Genomic DNA, 17,753 nt, shown 5'->3' on the forward strand with positions numbered 1-17,753 from the left:
GGGCTTCAGCCGGCGAACGCGCGCTTGCGTTCACGCCAGGTCATGATCAGCCACACCGCCGTCACGCCGGCGAACTTGGAGCCCAGGGCAGTCAGCAAGACCGGTGCGGTCAGGGCATCGATCATGCCGAAAAAGATGAAGGTGTCGATGGGGATGCTCAGCGCCGAGCTGATCCACAGCCGGTCCCGCAGCGGACGGCGGGTGATGGTGAACACCAGCCAGTCGATGCATTCCGACACCGCGAATGCCGTGGCACTGGCCAGGGCGATGGTCGGGTCGCTGGTGATATAGGACAGCACCAGCGCCACCAGCATGGCGAGGATGGCGCCGTGGCCAAAGCGGGTCTGGACCATGTCGCGCAACACAAATACCAGGCCGCCCCAGGCCGACCAGATGATATCCAGATGCGGAGCGGCGGAAAACGCGAAGTTGATCAACACAACGCTGGCGATGTACGCGATCAGGAAAAGCATGGGAACAGCGCCTGGAAAAATTTGGGCGCCAATGGTAGCAGTAGAGAGCCAGACTGTGGGGCCGAGTACCTGCGGCAACTCGCCAGCAAGCTGGCTCCTACAGGAACACGGTGCGCTGATTTTGTAGGAGCCCGCGGGCGGCGATCCGTCTTGCTGGCGAAGGCGGTCGATCTGGCGCGGTTAGAGGATCATCCCGCTGGCCTTGGCGCGTTCATGGCACCGGACCAGCACCGCACGGCGTTCGTCATTGCTCATGCGGCCCCAGCGGGTGATTTCATTGCCGCTGCGTTGGCAGCCGGTGCAAATGTCGTCATCGTCCAACGCGCAGATACTCACGCATGGAGAGCGAACCGGTCTTTCACTGACAGAAACGGCGTCACTCACTCTTCCTGCTCCACCAGATCACGGGCATAGCGCCGGGCGTTCTGGACATAATGCGCGGCGCTGGCCTCAAGCATCTTCTTCTGGATCTCGGTCAGCTCGCGGATCACTTTGCCGGGCGAGCCCATCACCAGCGAACCGTCGGGAATCACCTTGCCTTCGCCGATCAACGAGTTGGCGCCGATGATGCAGTACTTGCCGATTTTCGCGCCGTTGAGAATCACCGTGTTGATGCCGATCAGGCTGTAGTCGCCCACCGTACAGCCATGCAACATGGCGTTATGGCCGATGGTCACGCCCTTGCCCACTTCCAGCGGCGAGCCCATGTCGGTGTGGATGACCGTACCGTCCTGGACGTTGCTGTTCTCACCGATGTGGATCAGTTCGTTATCGCCTCGTAACACGGCGTTGAACCAGACACTGGCGCCCGCTTCCAGCTTGACCTTGCCGATCAACACGGCGTTGGGCGCCACCCAACTGTCAGGATCGGTCTGGACGCGGGCATCCCCCAGGCGATATTTCATGCGGTTTCCTCAGGCTGTCGGCCGGGCTGATACGCCCGGCTCGTTATGGATGGCACTTCAGGTGGTGGAGCGCTCCGGTGGATGATGCAGGCTGATCCGGCTGTCATACAGCACGTTGATCAGCTCGACGATCATGATGGCCGTCAGCCCCCAGATCTTGTACTCGCCATAACGATAGCTGGGAACGTACCAACTGCGACCCGCGTAATCGATGCGATGAGTATGCTCTCGGGTGTCCTGGCGGAAGAACTCCAGCGGCACACTGAACACTGCGGCGATCTCGCCGTCGTTGGGCCGGTACTCGACAAAATCGGGAATCACACCCACGTAAGGCGTGACCTTGATGCCGTGCTTGGAGATCAGCGGGCTCAACGGACCGATGATCTCCACCAGCCCGGGTGGCAGGCCGATTTCCTCTTCCGCTTCACGCAACGCGGTGAACACCAGATCCGGATCTTCCGGATCGCGACGGCCACCCGGAAACGCAACTTCGCCGCCATGGGTGGAAAGCCCGCTGGCGCGCAGGGTCAGGATCAACTCAGGTTCGTCACTGCGTGTGATCGGCACCAGTACGGCGGCCTCGGGAAAGGGCCGATCCGTCACGAGGGTGTCTGGCGTGTGACTGCCTACACGGCGAAGTAGCTCATCCAGCATGGGAAATCTCGATCTGTTGCCTGCCTGGCATCATGCACCAAAGCGGGCAAGTGCCCAAGCCTTTGTAGGACAGTCAAACCACAGATCAGCTTGCCGATACGACTGGGGACAGGCCAAGATAGCGACTGCCTTCAGTCATCGAACCATGCCATGAAATTCTGCAGCCAGTGCGGCAACCCGGTCATCCAGCGCATTCCAGAGGGCGACAGCCGTCTGCGCTACGTCTGCGAGCAGTGTCACACCGTTCATTATCAGAACCCCAATATCGTCGCAGGCTGCCTGGTGACGGTGGGCGATCAGGTCTTGTTGTGCCGCCGTGCCATCGAGCCGCGCCTGGGTTACTGGACGCTGCCGGCCGGCTTCATGGAAAACGGCGAGACGGTGGAACAGGCAGCGCGTCGCGAAACGGTCGAGGAAGCCTGCGCCGAACTTGAAGAGTTGCACCTCTATTCACTGATCGACGTACCGCATATCAATCAGGTGCACGTGTTTTATCGGGCCCGACTGAGCGGTACACAGTTCGCGGCCGGCATCGAGAGCCTGGAAGTGCAGTTGTTCGACGAGGCTGACATTCCGTGGTCAGAGCTGGCTTTCATGACGGTCAGGCGTACCCTAGAATGCTACTTCGCAGATCGGCAACGGCAGGTTTACCCGGTTCACACCAGCGCCCTGCCGCCGTCACGCCCCACGCTCGACACCTAACCACAAGATCGACTCGCGCGCTGCGAGTCATCAGGGATACCGTAAATGCGCTGGTTGTTCGCTTTTCTTTGCTTTACGTTCATGCCGCTGTCACACGCTGCTTTCACCCAGACGATCGTGCCCAAGGGCAGCGAACAGAAGATCGTCAACGACAAGGTCATCAACCTGGAACGCCTGTCCGAGCGCAAGATCGACAAGGTGCTGGTGCTCAAGGGCGCCCGTCAGTTGCAATTGATCAGCGCCGGCGAAGCACTCAAGACCTACCGCATTTCCCTGGGCAGAAACCCTTTGGGCACCAAGCTCAGGGAAGGCGACCAGCGCACGCCGGAAGGTTTTTACTGGCTGGACTGGCGCAAGACCAGTACCAACTACAACCTGTCGATGCACATTTCCTATCCGAACGTTTCGGATGCGGCACGGGCACGTCGGGAAGGGGTGAAACCGGGCAGCATGATCATGATTCACGGCACGCCGGTGGACGAGGAATACCCGGAGTGGTATTTCCATACTCTGGACTGGACCAACGGCTGCATCGGCATGAAGAACAACGACATGCGCGAAGTCTGGGATCTGGTGAAAGACGGGACGATGATCGAGATCAGGCCGTAATCTGCAGCAAACGGATCCTGTAGGAGCGAGCTTGCTCGCGATCTGCCGCACAGCGGCAGCAACCGGAAGACAGCCTGTTTTATCGCCAGCACACGTGAAGCCTAGAAATCTTCCAGGCGCCACACCTCATAGGCAGGCGTTTCGTAAGGGTGGCTCTGTTTGAGCGCAGCGACGACCTGACGGATCAGTTCGTCGGCCACGACCATCTCGACCTTCCACTCCTGCACATACTCGACCTGACCACTCTGTCCGATAAACGGCTGACTGCCCTCCAGCGGGCGGAACTGGCCCTGACCGAGCACTTGCCACGCGCAGTGGTCGTAATCGCCGATCCGCCCTGCCCCAGCAGCGAATACGGCGCTCTTGACCACATCCACGTGGCTCGCCGGCACGAAGAAGGCGAGCTTGTACATGGTGCTTAGTTCACCCACACGCGAGCGTTGCGGAACATGCGCATCCACGCGCCGTCCTCATTCCACTCTTCAGGGCGCCACGAGTTCTGCACGGCACGGAACACACGCTCCGGGTGCGGCATCATGATGGTGACGCGACCGTCCAGCGTGGTCATGCCGCCGATACCGCGAGGCGAGCCGTTGGGGTTGGCCGGGTAGGTTTCGGTGACCTTGCCGTGGTTGTCGACGAAGCGCAACGCCACGGTGCCGGACACATCAGCTTCCAGCAGTGCATCGCTGTGCTTGAACTCGGCATGACCTTCACCGTGAGCAATGGCAATCGGCATACGCGAACCGGCCATGCCTTGCAGGAAGATCGACGGCGATTCCTGGATCTGCACCATCGCCACGCGCGCTTCGAACTGCTCGGAGCGGTTGCGCACGAAGTGCGGCCAGAATTCGCTGCCCGGAATCAGCTCGTGCAGGTTAGACAGCATTTGGCAACCGTTGCACACACCCAGCGTGAAGCTGTCGGTGCGCTCGAAGAAGCCCTGGAACGCGTCGCGAGCGCGGCTGTTGAACAGCGCCGACTTGGCCCAGCCTTCACCGGCACCCAGTACGTCACCGTACGAGAAACCACCGCAGGCAACCATGCCCTTGAAGTCGTTGAGGTCGACGCGATCGGCGAGAATATCGCTCATGTGCACGTCGATGGCGTTGAAACCGGCACGGTCGAAGGCAGCCGCCATCTCGACCTGACCGTTGACGCCCTGCTCGCGCAGGACCGCAACCTGAGGTCGCACGCCCTTCTTGACGTAAGGCGCGGCGATATCGTCGTTGACGTCGAAGCCCAGCTTGACGGTCAGGCCAGGGTTGTCTTCTTCCAGCAGGGTGTCGAATTCCTGATCCGCACACTCGGCGTTGTCGCGCAGACGCTGGATCTGGTAGCTGGTTTCAGCCCACTGGCGATGCAGCAGACGGCGCTGGCCGCTGAATACCGGCTCGCCCTGGAAGCTGATGGAGACGTTGTCGTTGTTCACCGGCTGGCCGATGACCGCAACGCAGTCTTCCAGGCCGGCAGCGCTGAACTGTGCCAGCACCAGCGGGGTGGCGTCCTGACGAACCTGAATGACCGCACCCAGCTCTTCGTTGAAGAGGATTGCGTTGAGTTCGGCGGCGTTTTCAGCCAGACCGTCGAGGTGCAGGTTCAGGCCGCAGTGACCGGCGAACGCCATTTCCAGGGTACTGACCAGCAGACCACCGTCGGAACGGTCATGGTAGGACAGGATATGGCCGTCGGCATTGAGGCCCTGGATCACGGCGAAGAACGCCTTGAGATCCTCGGCATCGTCGACGTCCGGCGCGCTGCGACCGAGCTTGCCGTGGGTCTGAGCCAGGATCGAGGCGCCCATGCGGTTCTGGCCGCGCCCCAGGTCGATCAGGATCAGGTCGGTGATGCCCTTGTCCATGCGCAGCTCAGGGGTGAGCGTCTGGCGAATGTCCACCACCGGCGCAAAGCCGGTCACGATCAGCGACAGCGGCGAGGTCACGCTCTTCTCGCTGCCTTCGTCGCTCCAGCGGGTTTTCATGGACATGGAGTCCTTGCCCACCGGAATGGTCAGGCCCAGCTCTGGGCAAAGTTCCATACCGACCGCTTTTACGGTGTCGTACAAGCGCGCATCTTCACCTGGGTGACCGGCAGCCGACATCCAGTTGGCCGACAGTTTGATGTCGGACAGCTTCTCGATGCGCGAAGCCGCGATGTTGGTCAGGGTTTCGCCGATCGCCATGCGCCCGGACGCCGGAGCATCCAGCAGCGCCAGCGGCGTGCGCTCGCCCATGGCCATGGCTTCGCCGGTGTTGACGTCGAAACTGGTAGCGGTCACGGCCACGTCGGCAACCGGAACCTGCCACGGGCCGACCATCTGGTCGCGGGCAACCAGGCCGGTGATGCTGCGGTCACCGATGGTGATCAGGAAGCTTTTGCTCGCGACGGCAGGATGACGCAGCACGCGCTGTACGCTTTCTTCCAGGTCCAGCGTGCTTGGGTCGAAGTCGTCGCCGATCTCGGCTTCGCGCTCCACCGAACGGTGCATGCGCGGCGCCTTGCCCAGCAACACTTCCAGCGGCATGTCCACCGGGCTGTTGCCGAAATGGCTGTCGGTCACGGTCAGTTGCGGCTCGGCAGTGGCTTCACCGACAACCGCGTGCGGACAACGCTCGCGTTCGCAGATGGCCTTGAAGCGCTCGTAGTCCTCGACACCGACCGCCAGCACGTAGCGTTCCTGGGATTCGTTGCTCCAGATTTCCAGCGGGGCCATGCCCGGCTCGTCGTTGGGCACGTTGCGCAGTTCGAAACGGCCGCCACGGCCACCATCGTTGACCAGCTCGGGGAACGCGTTGGACAGGCCACCGGCGCCCACGTCGTGGATGAAGCTGATCGGGTTCTTGTCGCCCAGCTGCCAGCAACGGTCGATGACTTCCTGGCAACGACGCTCCATTTCAGGGTTTTCCCGCTGAACGGAAGCGAAATCCAGGTCCGCCGAGCTGGTGCCGGTGGCCATCGACGAGGCAGCGCCGCCGCCCAGGCCAATCAGCATCGCCGGGCCGCCGAGCACGATCAGCTTGGAGCCGACGGTAATCTCGCCTTTCTGCACGTGATCTTCACGGATGTTGCCCATACCGCCGGCGAGCATGATCGGCTTGTGGTAGCCGCGCACTTCGTCGCCGTGGGGCGTGGAGATGGACTGTTCGAAGGTACGGAAGTAACCGGTCAGCGCCGGACGACCGAATTCGTTGTTGAATGCAGCGCCACCCAGCGGGCCTTCGATCATGATGTCCAGCGCGGTCACGATGCGCTCGGGCTTGCCGTATGGTTTTTCCCACGGCTGCACGAAACCCGGAATGTTCAGGTTGGACACAGTGAAACCGGTCAGGCCGGCCTTGGGCTTGGCGCCGCGACCGGTGGCACCTTCGTCGCGGATCTCGCCACCGGAACCGGTGGAAGCGCCCGGGAACGGCGCGATCGCGGTCGGGTGGTTGTGGGTCTCGACCTTCATCAGAATGTGTACCGGCTCCTGCACCGCACCGTACTGGCGGGTTTCAGGGTCCGGGAAGAAACGGCCGGCCACGCTGCCGACGATGACCGAAGCGTTGTCCTTATAAGCGGACAGAACGCCTTCACTGTGCATCACGTAGGTGTTCTTGATCATGCCGAACAGGCTTTTTTCCTGACTCTCGCCGTCGATATCCCAACTGGCGTTGAAGATCTTGTGACGGCAATGTTCGGAGTTGGCCTGGGCGAACATCATCAATTCGATGTCGTGAGGGTTGCGACCCAGCCCGTTGAAGCTGGTGACCAGGTAATCGATTTCGTCCTCGGCCAGGGCCAGGCCCAGTTCGACGTTGGCCTTTTCCAGCGCCGCGCGACCGCCGCCCAGGATGTCCACGGCCGTCAGCGGCTTGGGCTGGGCATGACTGAACAGACCGGCGGCCTGTTCGTGGTTGCCCAGGACCAGTTGGGTCATGCGGTCGTGCAGGCTGTCGGCAATGGCCTGCGCCTCGACGTCGCTGAACTGGCCTTGCACATAGAAAGCAATCCCGCGCTCGATGCGCTGGATTTTCGCCAGACCGCAGTTACGGGCGATGTCGCTGGCCTTGCTCGACCAGGGCGAAATCGTGCCGAATCGCGGAATCACCAGGAACAGACGGCCGCTGGGTTCTTGAACCGGCACGCTCGGGCCGTATTTCAAGAGGCGGTCGAGTACCTGCTGCTCTTCGCTGGACAAAGCGCCAGTGACGTCAGCGAAGTGGGCAAATTCAGCGTACAAGCCACTGACAGCTGAAACTTTTTGTTTCAGTTGCTCGAGCAATTTGCTGTGGCGGAAGGCAGAAAGGGCAGGAGCACCGCGCAGGGTCAACATCTTCGGGACAGCCTCGGGAAGGGGGTGTGCTTTGAGGCCACGCATTCTAGCCTAAAGCGTGCCTTTGAGCACTCATAACGGCTGCATTGAACAGGGCCGAATGTCGCGCCGTGTCCAAACCGCTGTCCGTATGCAGGAAAAAGCCCTCGCCTATCAGACGCAGGCTGAACTGTCGAGATATGGCGCTGGGTGCGCTTTGCGTATACTGCACCGATGTTCTCCCAATCAGATTTCCGCCCTCGTTGCGCCAGATGGCTCATCGCAACCGGACTCTTCCTGATGCTCGGCGCCTGTGTGGATAAACCCAACACACTGGAGCGGGTAAAGGAGGATGGCGTCCTGCGCGTGATCACCCGCAACAGCCCGGCGACCTACTTCCAGGATCGCAACGGTGAAACCGGCTTCGAGTACGAACTGGTCAAGCGGTTCGCCGAGGACATGGGCGTAGACCTGAAGATCGAAACCGCCGACAACCTCGACGACCTTTTCGACCAGATCAACAAGCCAGGCGGCCCGGTACTGGGCGCCGCCGGCCTGATAGACACCCCCAAGCGTAAATTGCAGGCGCGCTTTTCCCACCCCTACCTGGACGTTACCCCGCAGGTCATCTACCGCAACGGGCGCAACCGGCCGACCGATCCGGGTGATCTGGTGGGCAAGCGCATCGTGGTGCTCAAGGGCAGCAGCCATGCCGAGCAACTGGCGGAGCTGAAAGCGAAGAATCCGGGCCTGGAATATGAAGAATCCGACGCAGTCGAGGTCGTTGACCTGCTGCGCATGGTGGACGAAGGCCAGATCGACCTGACGCTGGTCGATTCTAACGAACTGGCGATGAACCAGGTGTATTTTCCCAACGTGCGGGTCGCTTTCGACCTGGGCGATGCGCGTCAGCAGCGTTGGGCCGTCGGCCCTGGGGAAGACAACAGTCTGATCAACGAGATCAACGCCTACCTCGACAAGGTCGAGAAGAACGGCACCCTGCAACGTTTGAAGGACCGCTACTACGGGCACGTCGATGTCCTGGGTTATGTCGGCGCCTACACCTTCGCCCAGCACTTGCAGGAACGCCTGCCCAAATACGAAAAGCATTTTCAGGCGTACGCCAAGAAGGAACAGGTGGACTGGAGGCTGTTGGCCGCCATCGGTTACCAGGAATCGATGTGGCAGCCGGCGGTCACGTCCAAGACCGGCGTGCGCGGGCTGATGATGCTGACCCAGAACACGGCGCAAGCGATGGGGGTTTCCAACCGGCTGGATGCCAGGCAGAGCATTCAAGGCGGCGCCAAGTACTTCGCCTACGTGAAGGAGCAGTTGCCTGATTCGATTCAGGAGCCTGATCGCACCTGGCTGGCGCTGGCCTCCTACAACATCGGTGGCGGGCACCTGGAAGACGCCCGCAAACTCGCCCAGAGTGAGGGGCTCAATCCCGATAAATGGCTGGACGTGAAAAAGATGCTGCCGCGTCTTTCCCAGAAGAAGTGGTACAGCAAAACCCGCTACGGCTATGCCAGGGGCGGTGAGCCGGTGCATTTCGTGGCCAACATCCGCCGCTACTACGACATCCTGACCTGGGTCACCCAGCCGCAGCTTGAAGGCGACCAGGTCGCCGACGGCAACCTGCATGTACCTGCCGTCGACAAGACCAGGCCCGCGCAGTCTCCCCAGACCAATCAGCCGCAGCCTGCGCCCTGAGCATCCGCCTGCCCCGACGATGGAATGCCGAACGGTAGCCAGCTTGCTGGCGAAGACGGTATTGCAGGCAATAAATCTCTTGTGGATGTGCCGGCCATTTCGCCGGCAAGCTGGCTACCACAGGCGTTCCGGGTCCGCTACCCCTTCCCTGCTGCTCTTCTCTGCCTGAAAAACTCACTCAACATCGTCCCGCATTCCTCGCCCAGCACACCGCCTTCATACAGCACTCGATGGTTGAGAAAGCCCTGGGTAAAAAACTGCCCCTGGCTCTGGACGATGCCGGCCTTGGGTTCCAGCGCGCCGTAGACCACCCGAGCCACCCGCGAATGGACGATCAGGCCCGCACACATGCTGCACGGCTCCAGCGTCACATACAGCGTGCTGCCGGGCAGGCGGTAATTGTCCAGCGCCCTGGCGGCATCGCGGATGGCGACCATCTCCGCATGCGCACTGGGATCGCTGGCGCTGATCGGGCAGTTGAAGCCTCGGCCGACGATCTCGCCGTTCTGCACCAGCACCGCGCCCACCGGCACCTCGCCCAGCACGGCGCCCTGCCGAGCCAGCTCCAGCGCCTGGCGCATGAAATCCTGGTCGCGACTGCGATCGATGATCTGCGGCTGCCTCATCACGCTACCTCGATGGCGGCCATCAGGCCGGTTTCCATGTGATCGATCACATGACAGTGGAACATCCAGACACCCGGATTATCAGCGACCAGCGCCACCCGCGCCCGCTCGTTTCGGCCCAGCAGAAAGGTGTCGGTGAAATAAGGGATGATCTTGCGGCGATTGGAAGCGATCACTTTGAAACTCAAGCCATGAAGGTGGATCGGGTGCTGGTACTGGGTCATGTTGCGCATCTCGAAGATGTAGCTCTTGCCAAGCTTCAGTCTGGCGATCGGTCGGTCGGCGCAGGTCTTGTCGGTGATGTCCCACGCCTGGCCGTTGACCTGCCATAGGCTCGGTGGCTTGCCGTTGTCGGTATTGACCGACATCGAGCCGACCCACTCGAAATTGAAATTGATCTTCTCGGCGTTTGCCAGATCCGGCTCGGCCACCGGATTGGCCGGCAATTCCGGCGGCCATTGGGCAGGCGCATCGCTGCTCGCGACTGAGCAGAATGTCCCTAAACGCACCGGTCCATTGCGCAAGGCGATTTCCTCGCCGACCGGCGGGGCCTTGATGGCCAGACACATGCGCATGCCCGGCCCCAGCCAGTAGTCCTTGCCGAAAGGCCGAGGTGCGACCGGATTGCCATCCAGGGCATAGATGCGCGCCTCGGCACCGGGCAGGTTGATCCGGTAGGTGACGGTATTGTCCAGGTTGAGCAAGCGTACCCGAGTAATCTGTCCGGCCGGCAGATCGATCACCGCCTGGGGAATTCCGTTCAGGGTCGAGAGCCGCCCGGCAGTCCCTTCCCGCGCCGCTTCACGCAACACGCTGAACTCGGTGAATGCGCCCTGCTCGTCCACATGCCAGCTTTTCAGACTGACCGTGCGCTCATGCAGGAAGCCGGTCGGTTCGCGCTCTTCGACAATCAGCGGCCCCACCAGACCGCGCCCCAGTTCTTCACTGCTGCTGACATGGGGGTGATACCAGTAACTGCCGGCATCGGGCACGCGAAACGTGTAGTCGAAATATTCCCCCGGCTTGACCGGCAGCTGCGATACATAAGGGACGCCGTCCATTTCCAGCGGCAGGCGGATACCATGCCAATGGATGGTGGTTTCCACCGGTAACCGGTTGATGAAGCGCAAGCGCAGCCACTCACCCTGGCGCACCCGCAGCTCGGTGCCCGGTGCCGAAGCGCCGAACGCCCAGGCCGGGGTCTTGAATCCCGCCACCAGCTCAACGTCCAGCGGCGCTGCGATCAATTCGAAATCATGGCCATCGCACGGCCCGCGCCGCCCCAGCCAATAACGCGATGCGCCCCCTGCGCCAAGCCCCACGACGGCAAGACCGGCCAAACCTCCGATGAATTGTCGACGGGTAAAGGACATGAATGATTGGACCTCGAAGAACGACTGCCGGGCGCACCTGAGAGCAGATGCGAGGGGCGAATACGATACACCTGCATCCGCATAAAGATAAGGGCGAGCCTGTCGCACCCGACCTCGATCCGAGGTCGGCAGGCTTATACCCACGCAGGCTGCGTTAACTATGTATCGCTGTCGAGGCAGTAAAACGCGACACGCTTGGGGCCATTTCATATTTGAGGTAATTGCCGTGAGCTTGACCCCTTCTCCCACCAGATCTTGCATCGACAGCGCCCGCACAGGGCTGATCGCCATCGCACGCCAACTGGCCGAACTCTGCCCCGACATGCGACAACAGGCCCAGGACATCGCCAGTGGCATTATCAAGAAACATACCGGCCAGGAGATCGCGCCCGATACCGTTTACTGGCACCGTTTTTCCTCATCCGTCAGCAGCTCCGCGACCTTTACCGGCTGGCGGCATTCAGGCCCGCCACTGGAGTCCATGACCTTGCCACAGCTGGTCCTGCATCGGTTCGATGCCCAGGCACAGGATTACTGGGATGAGCTGGATTCGATAGGCGGCTTCTACACCGCAGGACCGCAAACAGACAGCTTCGATGAACACAACGAAGTGAAGATGCATGCAGCGAGCGTCATGAACGATTTGTGGGCGCTGGATTTCAGCGCACAGTACCGAGCGAAACTCGAACACTTCTGGCAAACCTGCGCCGAGGACTTCCGCGCCCTGGCCAAGGCCAACTTCCTGTCCAAGGCCCTTGAGGAGCGGCACAGCGGTCATCTGGCCGACGTCGATTTCCAAACGATCCTCGACGGTGTCGCGAGAGACTTCCTGGTGCCGGTTCAGTTCTCGATGCTGCGCGCGACAGCCACCCCATCCCCAGGCCTGCGCATCACTGCATTCGACATCGGTGGCTACGAAGCCAGCGATATCCTGCGTATCGTCACGCCTCACGGAAAGCAGATTCTCTACATACCCGGCGAAACCGTTGCAATTCATGTATTCCACGACCACCGCCAATTGAATGACTGGCTTATCAGCGAAACGGCGAAGCTGGATGACCGGGCGCGTTTCCTCTTGCACTTTCCGCTGTCATTGCGCCATGAAAGCGACAACGACGTTGGCCTGGAGCACCTGCTGGACCTGCTGCCCACCACCGATGCCTCGTTACTCAACAAGCACGACCGTGACCTGGGGACGGATGCGTTCACCTGGCTCAGGGACAAGGCGCGCCAGCGCATGAACGCCGACGCCGAGCTGTACCTGCGCTCCAACGGCGATCTGCGCAAGCAGATGTGGATCGGCTATCTAAATGCGTTCTCCAGAGTTCTCGGCCCTTTGGCGGCGATTGACTGGCCCATTGCACTAGCAGTGGTGGGCGCGGGGCTGGCAGACATGGGCTTGAACATTGATCAGGCCGTCAACGGGCACACCACCGCCGAGCGCAAGGCCGGCGTGATCGGAGCCATCACCAGCGCGGTAGACGTTCTGTTCAACAGTCTTTTCCTGCTGGGCGGCGCTGCCAAACCGGAACTGCCGACGGCGGAAACCGACGTCGCGCCGACCATGGCGGCGGATGCAGGCCCTCACCCCGCTGCGCCCACACCAATTCCAGATGCAGCGCCCGTTGAACAGCTCGACCCGCTCGACGGCCTGCAAGCCGGCGTCCAGCTCAGCGGCTTGACGCCCATGACCGAAAGCGGGCGAATGCACGGCATCTATCGACTGGCCGACGGTAGCACCTACGTTTCCCTCAGGGGCGCGGCCTATCAGGTTCGATACATCAACGAAATGAACAGCTGGGCCGTTATCGATCCGAACAACCCGTTTTCGTTCTACCGCAACGTGCGAATACGCCTCAACGCTGCCGGCCAGTGGGAAGCGCAAGCCAGCACCGGCCTGCGCGGCGGCGGCCCGGCAGCCTCGCGCCTGGGCCAAGCCCGGGTCGATTACCCGAACAGAGCCAGCCTCTACGACGTCCCCGACAGCATGAAGGACAGCCTCCTCGATGCCGCCAACGGCGGCGACCGCAAAGTTCTGCAGGGCGATTGGATGAGACGCGATGCACCGCACGATCCCTATGAGGATTTCAGGGCTATCAGGGAACGGCTGCGCAGCGACGCCGTGACGTTCTTCCGCGAGCTGGAATTACCACGCCGCCCAGCCATACCCGAGCTGGCCGTCAGCGACACCAACAAAGCCGCGTTGCGCAAACTGCTCGCCGACGCTCCCGGCTTGGTCATCGGCGAAAGCCACGCCGATATCGGCAGCAAGAAATTCCTCATCGACAACATGCGACTGTTGAGCAAGCTCAACGTCCGCACCCTGTATCTGGAGCACCTGCTCAACGATTTCCACCTGACCGACCTGAAAGCCTTCGCCCGAACGGGCCGCATGCCCGAGAACCTGGAGAAGTATCTGAAGATCCTCGACCGCGGCCACCGAACCGACCCGATGGGCCAGTACACGTTTCTGGAGCTGGTCAAAGCCGCCGTCGACAATCACATCCGGATTCAGCCCATCGACTGCATGGCCAGTTATCGCCTCGCCGGCATGGATGACCCGGACCACTTGCTGCGCATCAGGATGATGAACTACTACGCCCACACCGAGATTCGCACCGATGCCGTCAACCTGAGCCCAGCAGACAAATGGGTGGCACTGGTCGGCAACGCCCACGCCAACACCTTCAACGGCGTGCCCGGTATCAGCGAACTGGAAGGCACCCTCGGCATCCGGGTCGAGGATGTCAGCCTGAACCATCCGCAAGGCTTCTCGGCCGATCCCGGAGAAGTCATGGCGGGCGAAATCGGCACACCTTCGAGCCTGGTCAAAAGCGATTTCAGACTGCAAATGGCCGTCAGCCGGATCTATCCGGAGCTACCCGTCGAAGAACGCCTCTTCAGTCCGGGCATGTTCCTCATCGATACCAACGCAGGCAAGCCGCTGTTGATCCACCGCGCCTCCGAAGGCTCTGTGGTGCGAACGCCGATCAAGACCAGCCACAACAAATTCTTCATCGAACGGCCCAGATGGCCAGCAATCAGCGCCCGGCCTTTCGACAACCTGGGACAGTTGACCGATGCGCTCAAACTGATGGGCATGAAGGACGTGACGGCTGATGTGACCAAGTAAATGCAAAAAGGCCGGAGAAAACCCTAGGGTTGTCTCCGGCCTTTGTGTAGCGGGCTACGGCTTAATCATAAAGCCGGGGCTTGGGGTCACTCCCACTCAATCGTCGCCGGCGGCTTGCTCGACACGTCGTAGGTCACTCGCGAGATGCCTTCGATCTCGTTGATGATGCGGCCGCTGACGGTTTCCAGCAGCTCGTAAGGCAGGTGGGCCCAACGGGCGGTCATGAAGTCGATGGTTTCCACGGCACGCAGGGCCACGACCCAGGCGTAGCGACGGCCGTCGCCGACCACACCGACAGATTTCACCGGCTGGAACACGACGAATGCCTGGCTGACTTTGTGATACCAGTCGGCCTTGCGCAGTTCTTCGATGAAGATGTGGTCCGCGCGACGCAGCAGGTCGGCGTATTCCTTCTTCACTTCACCCAGGATCCGCACGCCCAGGCCAGGGCCTGGGAATGGGTGGCGGTAGACCATGTCGTACGGCAGGCCCAGCTCCAGGCCGAGGCGACGGACTTCGTCCTTGAACAGTTCGCGCAATGGCTCGACCAGCTTGAGGTTCATTTCCTCCGGCAGGCCGCCCACGTTGTGGTGCGACTTGATCACGTGAGCCTTGCCGCTTTTCGCGCCAGCCGACTCGATCACGTCCGGGTAAATGGTGCCTTGCGCCAGGTACTTGATGTTGTCCAGCTTGCAGGATTCGGCATCGAACACCTCGATGAAGGTGCGACCGATGATCTTGCGCTTCTTCTCTGGATCGCTCTCGCCAGCCAGGTTGTTGAGGAACTGCTCTTCAGCGTTGGCGCGGATCACCTTGACGCCCATGTTCTCGGCGAACATGGCCATCACTTGCTCGCCTTCGTGCAAGCGAAGCAGGCCGTTGTCGACGAAGACGCAGGTCAGCTGGTCGCCGATGGCCTTGTGCAGCAGCGCTGCAACCACGGACGAATCGACGCCGCCGGACAGGCCCAGCAGCACGTTGTCGGTGCCGACCTGGGCGCGGATGTTGGCGATGGCGTCGTCGGCGATGTGCGACGGCGTCCACAAGGCTTCGCAACCGCAGATGTCGAGGATGAAGCGCGACAGGATGCGACCGCCCTGCTTGGTGTGGGTCACTTCCGGGTGGAACTGCACGCCGTAGTAGCCGCGGGTGTCGTCGGCCATGCCGGCGATCGGGCAGCTCGGGGTGCTGGCCAGGACGTGGAAGCCATCCGGAATTTCGGTGACCTTGTCGCCATGGCTCATCCAGACGTCGAGACCGAACACGCCGTCGGCGTCGATATGGTCTTCGATACCGTCGAGCACGCGGCTCTTGCCGACGACGTCGACGCGGGCGTAACCGAACTCACGCAGGTCGGAACCGGCAACGCGGCCACCCAGCTGTTCAGCCATGGTCTGCATGCCGTAGCAGATACCGAAGACCGGTACGCCCAGGTCGAACACGGCCTGTGGCGCGCGCGGGCTGTCGGCTTCGTGGACGGACTCGGGGCCGCCGGCCAGGATGATCCCGCGCGGGGCGAATTCGCGAATCGCTTCGTCATCCATGTCGAACGGGTGCAGTTCGCAATACACGCCGATTTCGCGCACGCGGCGGGCGATCAGCTGGGTGTACTGGGAACCGAAGTCGAGGATCAGGATACGGTGGGCGTGAATGTCGAGGGCCATGACTCATTCTCGTCAAAAAACAGAAACGACACGGGGCTGCGTCAACAGCCCCGGCTATAAAGCATGTCGGGATGCGTCGCGGCAGAAACCACGACGCAAACCGGATCAACCAACGCGATAGTTCGGCGCTTCCTTGGTGATCTGCACGTCGTGGACGTGGGATTCAGCCATGCCGGCGCCGGTAATGCGGACGAACTCGGGCTTGGTGCGCATTTCTTCGATATCGGCGCTACCGGTGTAGCCCATCGAGGAACGCAGGCCGCCCATCAGCTGGTGGACGATGGCAGCCAGCGGGCCTTTGTAAGCCACGCGGCCTTCGATGCCTTCCGGTACCAGTTTCTCGGCACCGGCGGACGAATCCTGGAAGTAACGGTCCGAAGAACCCTGGGACTGGGACATGGCGCCCAGCGAGCCCATGCCGCGGTAAGCCTTGTAGGAACGACCCTGGAACAGTTCGATTTCGCCCGGCGCTTCTTCAGTACCGGCGAACATCGAGCCCATCATCACGCAGGACGCACCCGCCACGATGGCCTTGGACAGGTCACCGGAGAAACGGATGCCGCCGTCGGCGATCAGCGGAACGCCGGTGCCTTCCAGCGCAGCCGCCACGTTGGCGATGGCGCTGATTTGCGGAACGCCGACACCAGCAACGATACGGGTGGTGCAGATCGAACCAGGACCGATGCCGACCTTGACGGCGTCGGCGCCAGCAGCGGCCAGCGCCTTGGCAGCAGCGCCAGTGGCGATATTGCCGCCGATGACCTGGACTTCCGGGAAGTTTTCCTTGACCCAGCGAACGCGGTCGATCACGCCTTTGGAGTGACCGTGGGCGGTGTCGACCACCACCACGTCAACCCCGGCGGCAACCAGTGCGGTCACGCGGTCGCCGGTGTCCTTGCCGGTGCCGACGGCAGCGCCGACACGCAGACGACCCTGGTCGTCCTTGCTCGCCAGCGGATAGGCCTTGGCTTTTTCGATGTCCTTGACGGTCATCATGCCCTTAAGGGCGAACTTGCCGTCGACGATCAGGACTTTCTCGAGACGATGCTTGTGCAGCAGCTCGCGAACCTCATTCTTGTCGGCGCCTTCGCGTACAGTGACCAGGCGCTCTTTCGGCGTCATCACTTCGCGGACCGGCACGTCCAGACGGTTTTCGAAACGCACGTCACGGGACGTCACGATGCCGACCAGGTCGCCATCATGCAGTACGGGTACGCCGGAAATGTTGTGCAGGCGGGTGAGCTCGAACAGGTCACGCACCGTGGCATCAGCCTCGATGGTGATTGGATCCTTGACGACACCGGCTTCGAACTTCTTGACCTTGCGCACTTCGGCAGCTTGCTGCTCGATGGTCATGTTCTTGTGGATGATACCGATACCGCCTTCCTGAGCCATGGCAATGGCCAGACGGGCTTCGGTAACGGTGTCCATTGCAGCGGAGACCAAAGGAATATTCAGCTCGATGCCACGGGTCAAACGGGTTTTCAGACTGACTTCGTTGGGTAGCACCTCGGAATAACCAGGCACTAGGAGAATGTCGTCGAATGTTAGAGCTTCTTGACTGATACGCAGCATCGCGGGGGCTCCCGGGAGGGAAAATTGGAAGC

The 17,753-nt window shown here is 61.5% G+C and carries 14 protein-coding genes; 4 read left to right on the forward strand and 10 right to left on the reverse strand.

The annotated features are described in order from the left end of the window. Positions 1–5: 5 nt before the first annotated feature. The 4 genes from EGJ27_RS09285 to EGJ27_RS09300 all read right to left on the reverse strand — a co-directional run bounded on the left by EGJ27_RS09285 (position 6) and on the right by EGJ27_RS09300 (position 2,032). Entirely contained in the window at positions 6–473 is a 468-nt protein-coding gene (locus EGJ27_RS09285; RefSeq protein ID WP_125830432.1) for a preQ0 transporter, read from the reverse strand. 180 nt (positions 474–653) lie between these two features. Then, the gene (locus EGJ27_RS09290) at positions 654–857 is read right to left on the reverse strand and encodes a DUF1289 domain-containing protein (protein ID WP_125830433.1); all 204 of its coding nucleotides are present in this window, start codon (positions 855–857) and stop codon (positions 654–656) included. After that, positions 854–1,378 (reverse strand): gamma carbonic anhydrase family protein, encoded by a 525-nt coding sequence (locus EGJ27_RS09295; protein WP_125830434.1) that lies wholly within the window; start codon positions 1,376–1,378, stop codon positions 854–856. The genes EGJ27_RS09290 and EGJ27_RS09295 overlap by 4 nt, the downstream gene beginning before the upstream one ends. A 57-nt stretch (positions 1,379–1,435) precedes the next feature. Then, positions 1,436–2,032, reverse strand: coding sequence for a CoA pyrophosphatase (locus EGJ27_RS09300; RefSeq protein WP_125830435.1), 597 nt, complete (start codon positions 2,030–2,032; stop codon positions 1,436–1,438). Between the two features lie 150 nt (positions 2,033–2,182). Between EGJ27_RS09300 and EGJ27_RS09310 the strand changes: the two genes are divergently transcribed. Beyond that, positions 2,183–2,734: an NUDIX hydrolase gene (locus EGJ27_RS09310; protein ID WP_125830436.1), complete on the forward strand. Its 552-nt coding sequence runs from the start codon at positions 2,183–2,185 to the stop codon at positions 2,732–2,734. A 45-nt stretch (positions 2,735–2,779) separates the two neighbouring features. Beyond that, on the forward strand, positions 2,780–3,343 hold the full coding sequence (locus EGJ27_RS09315) for a murein L,D-transpeptidase family protein (protein WP_125830437.1): 564 nt from the start codon (positions 2,780–2,782) through the stop codon (positions 3,341–3,343). A 101-nt stretch (positions 3,344–3,444) separates the two neighbouring features. Here the strand turns inward: EGJ27_RS09315 and EGJ27_RS09320 are convergent, their stop codons facing one another. Beyond that, positions 3,445–3,756 carry a YqfO family protein gene (locus EGJ27_RS09320; protein WP_125830438.1) on the reverse strand — a complete coding sequence of 104 codons (312 nt, stop codon included), beginning with the start codon at positions 3,754–3,756 and terminating at the stop codon, positions 3,445–3,447. Between the two features lie 5 nt (positions 3,757–3,761). Next, entirely contained in the window at positions 3,762–7,658 is a 3,897-nt protein-coding gene (gene purL, locus EGJ27_RS09325; protein ID WP_125830439.1) for a phosphoribosylformylglycinamidine synthase, read from the reverse strand. A gap of 213 nt (positions 7,659–7,871) precedes the next feature. On the opposite strand from purL, the gene mltF reads away from it, so the two are divergent. Further along, entirely contained in the window at positions 7,872–9,350 is a 1,479-nt protein-coding gene (gene mltF, locus EGJ27_RS09330) for a membrane-bound lytic murein transglycosylase MltF (protein ID WP_125830440.1), read from the forward strand. A 137-nt stretch (positions 9,351–9,487) separates the two neighbouring features. Here the strand turns inward: mltF and tadA are convergent, their stop codons facing one another. Together tadA and EGJ27_RS09340 are read right to left on the reverse strand one after the other, a co-directional pair. Continuing rightward, the gene (tadA, locus tag EGJ27_RS09335) at positions 9,488–9,976 is read right to left on the reverse strand and encodes a tRNA adenosine(34) deaminase TadA (protein ID WP_125830441.1); all 489 of its coding nucleotides are present in this window, start codon (positions 9,974–9,976) and stop codon (positions 9,488–9,490) included. Then, positions 9,976–11,349, reverse strand: a complete 1,374-nt coding sequence (locus EGJ27_RS09340; RefSeq protein ID WP_125830442.1) for a multicopper oxidase family protein — start codon at positions 11,347–11,349, stop codon at positions 9,976–9,978. The genes tadA and EGJ27_RS09340 overlap by 1 nt, the downstream gene beginning before the upstream one ends. 226 nt (positions 11,350–11,575) lie before the next feature. Between EGJ27_RS09340 and EGJ27_RS09345 the strand changes: the two genes are divergently transcribed. Next, positions 11,576–14,482 (forward strand): membrane-targeted effector domain-containing toxin, encoded by a 2,907-nt coding sequence (locus EGJ27_RS09345; protein ID WP_158619344.1) that lies wholly within the window; start codon positions 11,576–11,578, stop codon positions 14,480–14,482. 86 nt (positions 14,483–14,568) lie between these two features. On the opposite strand, the gene guaA is transcribed toward EGJ27_RS09345, so the two are convergent. Both guaA and guaB read right to left on the reverse strand, forming a co-directional pair. Continuing rightward, positions 14,569–16,146 carry a glutamine-hydrolyzing GMP synthase gene (gene guaA / locus EGJ27_RS09350; protein ID WP_125830444.1) on the reverse strand — a complete coding sequence of 526 codons (1,578 nt, stop codon included), beginning with the start codon at positions 16,144–16,146 and terminating at the stop codon, positions 14,569–14,571. 105 nt (positions 16,147–16,251) lie between these two features. After that, positions 16,252–17,721, reverse strand: coding sequence for an IMP dehydrogenase (gene guaB, locus EGJ27_RS09355; RefSeq protein ID WP_125830445.1), 1,470 nt, complete (start codon positions 17,719–17,721; stop codon positions 16,252–16,254). Positions 17,722–17,753: the final 32 nt, after the last annotated feature.

The sequence above is a fragment of the Pseudomonas sp. v388 genome (genome assembly GCF_003935425.1).
Taxonomy (GTDB): domain Bacteria; phylum Pseudomonadota; class Gammaproteobacteria; order Pseudomonadales; family Pseudomonadaceae; genus Aquipseudomonas.